Genomic DNA, 9921 nt, shown 5'->3' with positions numbered 1-9921 from the left:
TCTAGCGAACGAGAACGCAGACATTACATTTTTTGCTGCCGACAATCGTTATTCTTATAACCACACGATCTGGAGCAATGATGCTGCAATGCAACCAGATCAGATAAACAAAGTAGTGGCTTTAGGCGATAGCTTGTCTGATACAGGCAACATCTTTAACGCGTCCCAATGGCGCTTTCCTAACCCGAATAGCTGGTTCTTGGGTCACTTCTCAAACGGTTTTGTTTGGACGGAATACGTTGCTAAAGCCAAAAACTTACCGCTATACAACTGGGCAGTTGGTGGCGCAGCAGGTGAAAACCAATACATCGCGCTAACTGGTGTCGGCGAACAAGTTTCTTCTTACTTAACCTACACAAAGCTGGCGAAGAACTACAACCCTGCTAACACATTGTTTACGTTAGAGTTTGGTTTAAATGACTTCATGAACTACAACCGTAGCGTGCCGGAAGTAAAAGCGGATTACGCTGAAGCTCTGATTCGTTTAACAGACGCTGGCGCGAAGAACTTCATGTTGATGACACTGCCAGATGCAACCAAAGCACCACAGTTCAAATACTCAACACAGGAAGAAATTGAAACGATTCGTGCGAAAGTATTGAAGATGAACGAGTTCATCAAAGCACAAGCGATGTACTACAAAGTCCAAGGCTACAACATCGCATTGTTTGATACACACGCACTGTTTGAGAAGTTAACCTCGGCACCAGAAGAACACGGTTTCGTAAATGCAAGCGACCCTTGCTTAGACATCAACCGTTCATCCTCTGTTGACTACATGTACACTCACTCATTACGTTCTGAATGTGCAGCATCTGGCGCAGATAAGTTCGTGTTCTGGGATGTGACTCACCCAACCACAGCAACGCATCGTTATGTGGCTGAAAAAATGTTAGAAAGCAGCAATAACTTAGAAGAGTTTCGCTTTTAATGAGCCGTTGTTGTTCATTGCAAGTTAATCTGCATAAAAATGACCACGATGCTTCGTGGTCATTTTTTATCGATATCGAACCCCGATAACGGGTTTATTTGAGCTCGCTTACTTCAAGCCGTTGATTTAGAGACGTTGACTTTGAGCAGCCTCATTCAGCTTTCTGTTTTTGGTACGTTACCGCGGAAACTGTCCACCATAATAGAGATCAACGTCTTTAAGGTTACATCATCACTGCGGTATGAGTAGGCTCGTATACCCGTAAACTGAACCTGGAACAACTGAGCAAGAAGCAATGTATCCTGAGCTTCAATTTCGCCATTCTCGATTGCTCGCTCAAACAGCTTTGCAAGAAAAGATTCAAATTGGTTTGCTAAGCTGTTTGTTTGATTGCGCAGAGCATTAAAATCCTCAGCAAATTCACTTGCTGATTTGACTAACATGCACACTTCACTGGGATTGGAGTCTCGCTGATTGATAACCACATCAATCGCGAAAGCTTCTATTGCATCTAGAACCGTTGTGTTCTGAGTTAAATGCAACTCAAACAGGGCTTGTAAGTTCGCAACGTACATTTTTAGCGCTTCACAATATAGCCCCTCTTTTGACCCAAACGTCGCATAAATACTTCCAGGACGCAGATTAACGCTATCTTGTAAATCACGTGTAGATGTTGCATGAAAACCTTTCTTCCAGAATAGATCCGAGGCAGCTTTCACCACTTCATCACGTTGGAATTTCTTTGTATTCGCCATGAGCAATTATCAATTTTGAACATATGCTCAATTTTATATTGAGCGACCGCTCAAAATCAACTATCCTGTTCTTGCCTAATCCGCTCATATCCAATTACAGGAGATTTAAACATGGCAGAATTTAAACTGTATACCGCAGAAAACGCACCCGAAGGATCAAAGCATCTGATTGAAAATTCAGTCAAAGCGTTTGGCATGCTACCAAATCTTCATGCTGTTATGGCTGAAGCGCCAACCTTGCTTGAGGGTTATCAAGTCGTGCATGAGCTCTTTCAACAAACATCATTTAACGCAGAAGAATTGACCGTCGTATGGCAAACCATCAACGTTGAACATGGTTGTCACTACTGCGTTCCTGCTCATAGTGCGATCGCGGCGTCAATGAAAGTGGATCAGGAGATTGTTGATGCTCTCGTCAACCAAACACCATTGGCAGACGAAAAACTTGAAACACTACGAGAAACAACGCTTCAAATGGTGCGTCAACGTGGTGTAGTGGAAGAGTCTCAGATAGAGAAGTTCTTTGCGGCAGGTTACGGACAGCAGCAACTGCTTGAAATTGTACTTGGTCTAGCGCAAAAAGTGATGAGTAACTACACCAATCACCTAGCTGACACCCCGGTTGATGCACCTTTCAAGAAGTTCGCCAAGTAACTTAAGCTTTTATTACTGGTCCCATTCATGGGACCAGTAAAGCTTTGTTGCATGGCGCTTCGCTAGTGTGTGCTGACCCCTAATTACAACGGCGCAACGTCGGTTCCCCCTAAAGACTGGTAAAGCGTAACCTGAGTGAGAAACTGGTTGTAGCGGTTTTCCAACAAAGAAGCTTGCGCGTTTCTGGTGTCTTCTTGTGCATTCAAATAGTCCATGATCGACGTCGAGCCATACTGATACCGCGCAGCATAAATGGACTCAGCGGCACTTGCGGCATCATATTGCTCTTGTAAACGCGCCGCCTGATACTTCAATTTTTCGCGTGCTGACAAGGCATTTTCGACATCTTGGAATGCGGCGTACAACACTTGGCGATAACTCACAATGGCCGATTGATAGTCTAAATCGGCAATGGCTTGGCTATTTTTCATCTCATTCCACTGCAAAAACGGTAGCGTCATATCCGCACCTAAGCTGCCAATCGGGTTGGAAAGCAGGTCTTTAAGCGCTTGTGATGATCCACCCAGAGCCCCAGTGAGCGTCAGCTTGGGCAAGTAGTCCAAATCTGCTGCGTCTTTATTTGCTAGCGCGGCTTTGACTTCATAAATCGCTGCTTTAATGTCGGGTCTGCGGATCAATAAATCAGACGGAGCACCAACACTCAACGATGGCATATCGCCTTCAGGCAGCATTTGGATGTTTGCACTGATGCTCTTCGGCGGTTGATTGAACAAAATCGCAAAGGCGTTGTTTGCCTCAAGTAAACTCTGTTCAAACTCACTTTGCTGCGCTTGTAAGCTTGCCAACGTACGTTTGGCTTCAAGCACATCTAACTGATCCACAGCGCCAAGTTGGTACTGTTTTTCAATCAATTGTAGCGTTTGAGCTGCGTCTTCCACATTACGCTGACTGAGGTTTAAGCGCTGTTTCAGATAGCCGATTTGCCAATATAACGATGCCGTCGTTGCCACCAAACTTTGTGCGGTCGCCTCGCGATCTTGTTGACTTGCCATCGCCGTCCACTTGGCTTGGTCAACGTCCGCCGAGATTTTTCCCCACAAATCCAACTCGTAATTGACGGACAAGTTAGTGCTGTAGCTATCTGCCGATTCCCCGCCATCAAGAGATTTTTGAACTTGTCCTGATGTGGAAGAACTCAACGTAGGGAAAAGGTCATCTTGCGCTAAACCCAGCTGTAAACGCGCTTTCTTTAGCGTTAGCGTTGCCAGCGTCAAATCGTTGTTTTGAGCCAACACCTGAGTAATGTATTGATTAAGCGTTGGGTCGTTAAACGCCAACCACCAAGGATCCATACTGACATCACCCGCAACATGCATCTGTTGCCAATTTGCAGGCACTTGCACCTCAGGAGCTTGATAGTCGCTACGCATAAGCGAACCACAACCTGACAACCACACTGCGCTTAAGGCAGCCGCGACCAATCGAGTTTTGAATTTCATTGTGTTACTCATTTTTAGTCTCTCGCTAGCGCTTCTATCGGATCGAGTTTGGCGGCATTGCGAGCGGGTAAAAAGCCGAAAGCGATGCCAATCAACGTTGAGCAAATAAACGCCCAGATGATCGAGTTCATTGAGTAAATCATTTGGAAGCTGCTGCCAGATGTACTGAATGCAAAACCAATCAAAAACGCCAAGCCAATACCAGCAATGCCACCACACAAACACACCAGTACCGCTTCAATCAAAAACTGACGCAAAATATCCGCTTGCCGCGCACCCACAGCCATTCGCACACCGATCTCTTTCGTGCGCTCTGTCACCGACACCAACATAATGTTCATTACGCCAATTCCGCCGACAATTAGTGAGATCACCGCAATCGCTGAGATCAGTAACGTCATGGTTGCGGTGGTTTTCTCGATGCTCTGACGAATGGTGTCAGTGTTAATCGTGAAGAAATCTTCTGTACCGTGGCGCATTTTTAACAAGTTGATGATGCTCTGCTCTACCGCCGCACTTGGGGCGTTCTCATCAATCCGTACAGTAATGCCGTTGAGGTAGCGTTGTCCCATCATGCGTCCCGACATAGTGGTGTATGGCACCCAAATTTTCAGCGCGTCGCTGTTACCAAACGCGTCTTCTTTTTTCTGCGTGACACCCACAATACGCACTGGCAATGAACCAAGAAAAATCACTTCACCAATCGGATTTCTATCCGCAAACATTTCCTTTCTGGTGTTGTCATCAATCACTGCTTCTTGGGCGAGTGAGTTCACGCTCTCTTCATCCCAAAACTGACCTTTGGCAATCTCATAACCGCGCACACGGAAATAATCTTCCCCAACCCCTTCCACAGACGCGGTTGCATCCTGATTGGCGTAACGCACGGTTAAGCTGTTGGATAAAGACGGCGTGACACTGTCGACAAAAGGTAGACTCTCCAACGATTTAGCATCGTCGGCGGTTAGCGTTTTCACTCGTCCGGAGCGGCGGTCACCAAACCCTTTGCCCGGCCTGACATCAATGGTGTTTGTTCCCATGGATGAAATATTCGACAAAATTTGCTGTTGTGAACCATTACCTAGTGCCACCACGGAAACCACCGAGGCTATACCAATAATGATGCCGAGCATGGTCAAAAACGTGCGCATTCTGTGGCTAGACATCGCCAGCAGCGCCATTTTTAGCGCGTCAATAAAACTGTCCCACTTCCACCACTTACTGGCGGCTTGCGCTGGGCGATGAAAAGATGCGCTCGGTGTCTTTGCTGCTTGCTCATTGATTACAACTTGTGCATTTGGCGTATCTGCAATGATTTCACCATCTTTGATTTCAATGATGCGATCCGCAAAGTTCGCCACGTTCATATCATGAGTCACTAAGATGATAGTATGCCCAAGTTGATGCAACTCTTTAAGCAGTGCCATCATCTCTTGCCCACTGTGACTGTCTAATGCGCCAGTGGGCTCATCAGCGAGAATCACCTCACCACCGTTCATCAGTGCACGAGCAACACTCACGCGCTGTTGCTGGCCACCACTCAGTTGGCTGGGCTTGTGGGTCAAACGATCTTCCAGCCCCAAGCGAGCCAATAGTGACTGCGCTCGATCCGTTCTTTGACGATGAGGAACTCCCGCGTAAACCGCCGGTACTTCCACGTTTGCCACCGCGGTTAAATCCCCCAGCAGATGGTAACGCTGGAATATAAAGCCAAAATACTCGCGGCGTAGTTCCGCCAGTTGATCAGATTCCAACGTCGAGACATCTTGCCCATTAATGAAGTATCGACCGCTGGACGGTTTATCCAAGCAGCCGAGCACATTCATCAGCGTCGATTTACCTGAACCTGATGCTCCCACGATCGCGACCATTTCACCGCGTTTTATCTCTAAATTAATGTGGTTCAACACAGTAAGCGATTCGTCGCCAGAGACAAATCGTCGAGTTAAATCCTCAACTTTTAAAAGCACGTCACTCATCTTAGAACCTCATTGGAGGTCGACGACGATCACCTCGGCTTGATGATTCTCCATCCATGGCATTGCCAAGAACAACTTGGTCGCCCTCCTTCAAACCTGAGAGAATTTCTGCGTTCACTTTGTTGTTAATACCCACTGTCACGGGCTTTTGCACCACTTGGCCCTGTTCAAGAACTGGCACGGTATAGTTGCCTTTGCCGCCAGATTTTTGCAGCACTTGTGAAGGGACAATCAAGGTATTTTCCGATTGCTCAAGGACAATCGAAACTTGCGCAGTCATGCCGATGCGCAAAATACCTTGCGGGTTCTTCACATCAAATACAGCGTTGTAGTAAATGGCGTCGCTATCTGAAATGCTCAAATCGCTGTCATCGCCATCCATGATGGTTGGCCCCGGCTCAATGGCGCGCAATGTGCCTTTAAACTGCTGATTCGGTTTGCCTAAAATGGTGAACAGCGCCGTTTGGCCTGGGTGAACAAAAATCACATCGGCTTCCGAAATTTCGGCTTTCACTGTCATCGTATCTAACTTGGCTAACTCGATAATAGTTGGCGTGGTTTGATTGGCGTTTACGGTTTGTCCTTCTTCCACCGCGGTGTAGACCACCGTGCCATCCATCGGTGCGTTGATGGTGGTGTAACCGAGATCTAACTGCGCATTGTCGACGTTGATTTTGGCTTTCTCGATTTCGGCATCCAGTTGCGCTAACTCGGCTTTGTAGATGGCGAGCGTCGCTTCGGCATTCTCGTAATCAGCTCGTGAGCTCGCTTTCGCCGCTAGCATGCCTTTTTGGCGCACGAATTCATAGTTTGCTTGTTTAATCTGCGCTTGCTTAGCTTGATACTGAGCATTGAGACTATTAAGAGACGCTTGGGCTTCTTTGAGGCTGTTTTGCTGAGTCAGGCTGTCAATCTGTGCAATCAAGTCCCCCTGTTTGATCTCATCCCCTAAGTTCACAGCGAGGCGTTGAATTTGCCCAGATACTTGCGCACCTACATTCACCAATTTGGACGCTTGCAACATGCCGTTGGCTAATACCGCCTTTTCGATATTGCCTTTGCGCACGACTTCTGTCGCGTAAGGAGAAATGGGTTCTGGACGTTGCAGATAATGATAACCACCAGCACCAATAGCGAGTAGGCCACACAAAACGAGCCATTTTTTATTGAGTTTCATAGCAGGAGTGAAGTAAATAATCGTTTTGATTTTATACTGCTATTTGTCCTAGCCGTACAGGGTACGAGACGTAAAGATAGGTAAATTAACATCAAGATACTGAAGGAATAAAATCACTAACGTGAAAAATCCGAGATATTATAGTCACTTCAAAACTTTATCATTCAATAAATATAACAAAGATCATTTTTAATATAGAAATTCAAGTTATAAGTATTATAAACAAAACTTTTAAATACCAACAAACCAGTAAAATCCAAAATTATTCAACATTCCATCAATTTAAATTTCATTATAGCCATTTTTAATTATTGAATTTCAAGAGGAGTTAAGTGATAAGTTAAATAAAAAATACCCACATAACACAGGTAAGACCGAGAGGAGTGTGTCATGTGGGTTTAAAACGATAGTTCTCTTGCTGATTCGAACTACCAACGTTGGGATGCAATGGAAATACAAATGACTCAGAGTTTCCATCACGAACACTTTATCGCTGGATTTGCCTCTGTTTGTTAGGGAACAGTCAGCACAATAAAAATAGAGAAGTAATACCGCAAAAATAAAAACAGAGGCTCAGAGTTTAATTTACACTTAAAATAATCACAATATTCACGACATGAACCATTAATAAATTCATCAATAAATATTTATTAATTTAAATCTATTTATTGTCAACATACTGTTAGTTTTACCCCTAAATGTACTGGTCAGATTTGTTTATTTTACTTCTTTTCGTTGCAATACAACCTCTAATTAATTCATGAGAAAAAACATGCAGCGACAATTAACTCTTTCACCGATTTATTTATTAATCGGGTTAGCCTCATCGACGGCGTATGCCGGTGGTTTTCAAATTAACGAACATTCGGCGACGGGTCTTGGTCGTGCTTTTGCTGGTGATGCCGTCATTGGTGATAATGCGTCTGTAGTCAGCCGTAACGCCGCAGCGATGACGCTGTTTAAACAAAATGCCTTATCGTTCGGTGTCACTTACGTCAAACCTGACGTTACCGTTAAAAATGCGCAATATCATCGAGCTAACATTAATGCGGATGTCAATGTTGGTATGGGCGGTTTTCCTCCGTCCCCTCAAGTTGAAATTACCCCGTCCTTCTCTCAAACCGTGACCGACATTGATGACGTCGATGGCGTTGGTCAACCAGCCGTTGTACCCAATTTTTACTTTATTCACCCTATCAACGACGACTGGTATCTAGGCTTATCGGCATACTCCAACTTCGGAACCGACATGGAGTTTAAACCAAACTATGGCGCACCTGTTTTTGGCGGTGTCACCAGCGTAGCGAGTGTCAACCTTGGCGCAAGCTTGGCATACAAGGTGAACGATCGTTTTAGTATCGGTGGTGGTATTGATGTGATTTACGGCTCTGGTGAGCTGTACCGCGATATGGACGTGGGTGTTTGCGTTGGTGGGAACATACTTGGAAACGAACTAGAACAACGCTGTGGATCCGTAAAAGGCAACGCACTTGATGTGGAAGCTGGCGGCATTGGGCTTGGCGCGAACATTGGCATGATGTACGAGTTTAACGAACGTCATCGCTTAGGTTTAAGCTACAAGCACAGCCCTAACATTGATGCCAAGGGTGACATCCACTTTGCTGGCGAATCGTACGACTCGCTTGCTATGCCGCTACCGGATATTGCGGAGTTTTCCGGTTATCACCGCGTCTTACCTAAATTTGCCCTGCACTATTCTGTGCAGTGGATTGGTTGGTCAGCATTTGACAGCTTGAAAGCTGATGATCAGTTGCTAAAAGATTTTCAGTGGCAAGACTCCGCGCACTACTCCATCGGTGCGACTTGGTACGCCAATGAACGTTGGACACTTCGCACGGGTTACATGTTCGACAAAACACCTGTCGATGAGCTGACTTCGCTTTCTATCCCAGATTCGAACCGTCACTGGTTATCTGCGGGTGCCTCTTACCAATGGTCATCAGATACCACGGTTGACATCGGCATGACGTACTTGATTGGTGAAGATGTCAACGTAGAAGAGTACGCGTATGAAGGTGTTCCTGCACCGATGGTGACGGGCGTGACCCATTCAAATGCGTTCCTAATTGGTGCCCAACTCAGCCACCGTTTCTAATTTGTCAGGCAGTGATCAAACCTCTAGGTCATTGCCTTGTAACAACGCTTATCAAAGCGACCGAACAGAGACATTATTATGAACAAAACACTACTTGCTTTTTCACTCTCACTTCTCACTCTAAGCGCGGCTCAGGCTTCGGAATGGGGCTATGGCAATGACAAACACGGGCCAGAACACTGGGGAGAAATCGCCAAAGACTGCGCAACCACGAAAAACCAAAGCCCAATCAACATCGACAACCCAGCCGATGCAAAACTGGAAGCACTGAACCTTTCGTACACTGGTCAGGTCATTGGTTTAACCAACAATGGTCATACGCTGCAAGCGCAAGTGAACGGACGTAACAGCTTCACCATCGATGGCGAGACGTTCGAGCTGCAACAGTTCCATTTCCACACACCATCAGAAAACCAAATCAAAGGCCGCCAATATCCACTTGAAGCGCACTTTGTACACGCCAACGCAGACGGCGAGTTGGCGGTAATTTCGGTGATGTTTGATGCTGGCGATCAAAACGCAGCGCTGTCTAAACTGATCAACGCAATCCCACAAGAGAATCAAACCACCTTCTTTAAAGATACTTTTGAGATTAACGACTTACTGCCAAAAACTGCAAACTACTATCGATTTAACGGCTCTTTAACCACACCGCCATGTTCAGAAGGTGTGCGCTGGTTTGTGCTTAAAGACACTCAAACCTTATCCAAAGATCAAGCCGCGAAACTGATGGAAGTCATGGGACAAAACAATCGTCCGCTGCAACCGCTAAATGCGCGCGTTGTACTTTCTAACTAATCGCCATATCCGATAAGGGGCATCGTATTTGCCCCTTATTTTGATTCGCTC

Annotated in this window: 8 protein-coding genes; 4 read left to right on the top strand and 4 right to left on the bottom strand. The window is 45.8% G+C overall.

Annotated features, from left to right (window positions below; genetic code table 11):
- The coding region (locus IQP38_RS22135; protein ID WP_228010160.1) for an SGNH/GDSL hydrolase family protein at positions 1-931 on the top strand (931 nt) is incomplete at its 5' end.
- Positions 932-1086: 155 nt separating this feature from the next.
- Here IQP38_RS22135 and IQP38_RS22130 read toward each other — a convergent pair.
- Positions 1087-1686 (bottom strand): TetR/AcrR family transcriptional regulator, encoded by a 600-nt coding sequence (locus IQP38_RS22130; protein WP_033906273.1) that lies wholly within the window; start codon positions 1684-1686, stop codon positions 1087-1089.
- A 111-nt stretch (positions 1687-1797) separates the two neighbouring features.
- Between IQP38_RS22130 and IQP38_RS22125 the strand changes: the two genes are divergently transcribed.
- Positions 1798-2340, top strand: a complete 543-nt coding sequence (locus tag IQP38_RS22125) for a carboxymuconolactone decarboxylase family protein (protein WP_005374097.1) — start codon at positions 1798-1800, stop codon at positions 2338-2340.
- Positions 2341-2423: 83 nt separating this feature from the next.
- On the opposite strand, the gene IQP38_RS22120 is transcribed toward IQP38_RS22125, so the two are convergent.
- The 3 genes from IQP38_RS22120 to IQP38_RS22110 are packed head-to-tail and all read right to left on the bottom strand — an operon-like array spanning position 2424 to position 6956.
- A complete protein-coding gene (locus IQP38_RS22120; RefSeq protein ID WP_017635084.1) occupies positions 2424-3800 on the bottom strand; it encodes an efflux transporter outer membrane subunit in 1377 nt (458 codons plus the stop codon).
- Between the two features lie 14 nt (positions 3801-3814).
- A complete protein-coding gene (locus IQP38_RS22115) occupies positions 3815-5779 on the bottom strand; it encodes a MacB family efflux pump subunit (protein WP_064369486.1) in 1965 nt (654 codons plus the stop codon).
- Between the two features lies 1 nt (position 5780).
- Positions 5781-6956 carry an efflux RND transporter periplasmic adaptor subunit gene (locus tag IQP38_RS22110; protein WP_021821302.1) on the bottom strand — a complete coding sequence of 392 codons (1176 nt, stop codon included), beginning with the start codon at positions 6954-6956 and terminating at the stop codon, positions 5781-5783.
- A gap of 772 nt (positions 6957-7728) precedes the next feature.
- Between IQP38_RS22110 and IQP38_RS22105 the strand changes: the two genes are divergently transcribed.
- Together IQP38_RS22105 and IQP38_RS22100 are read left to right on the top strand one after the other, a co-directional pair.
- Positions 7729-9072 carry an OmpP1/FadL family transporter gene (locus IQP38_RS22105; protein ID WP_017635081.1) on the top strand — a complete coding sequence of 448 codons (1344 nt, stop codon included), beginning with the start codon at positions 7729-7731 and terminating at the stop codon, positions 9070-9072.
- Positions 9073-9150: 78 nt separating this feature from the next.
- Positions 9151-9870, top strand: coding sequence for a carbonic anhydrase (locus IQP38_RS22100; RefSeq protein WP_020841751.1), 720 nt, complete (start codon positions 9151-9153; stop codon positions 9868-9870).
- Positions 9871-9921: the final 51 nt, after the last annotated feature.

Origin of the sequence: Vibrio sp. OPT41 (assembly GCF_015163595.1) — a bacterium.
GTDB lineage: Bacteria > Pseudomonadota > Gammaproteobacteria > Enterobacterales > Vibrionaceae > Vibrio > Vibrio alginolyticus.
This window is presented reverse-complemented; position numbering and strand designations above follow the sequence as displayed.

What these genes read in the sequence shown, in the direction of transcription:
- IQP38_RS22130 (WP_033906273.1), bottom strand. Translation starts at nt 1,686, where the DNA reads ATGGCGAATACAAAGAAATTCCAACGTGATGAAGTGGTGAAAGCTGCC.
- IQP38_RS22125 (WP_005374097.1), top strand. Translation starts at nt 1,798, where the DNA reads ATGGCAGAATTTAAACTGTATACCGCAGAAAACGCACCCGAAGGATCA.
- IQP38_RS22120 (WP_017635084.1), bottom strand. Translation starts at nt 3,800, where the DNA reads ATGAAATTCAAAACTCGATTGGTCGCGGCTGCCTTAAGCGCAGTGTGG.
- IQP38_RS22115 (WP_064369486.1), bottom strand. Translation starts at nt 5,779, where the DNA reads ATGAGTGACGTGCTTTTAAAAGTTGAGGATTTAACTCGACGATTTGTC.
- IQP38_RS22110 (WP_021821302.1), bottom strand. Translation starts at nt 6,956, where the DNA reads ATGAAACTCAATAAAAAATGGCTCGTTTTGTGTGGCCTACTCGCTATT.
- IQP38_RS22105 (WP_017635081.1), top strand. Translation starts at nt 7,729, where the DNA reads ATGCAGCGACAATTAACTCTTTCACCGATTTATTTATTAATCGGGTTA.
- IQP38_RS22100 (WP_020841751.1), top strand. Translation starts at nt 9,151, where the DNA reads ATGAACAAAACACTACTTGCTTTTTCACTCTCACTTCTCACTCTAAGC.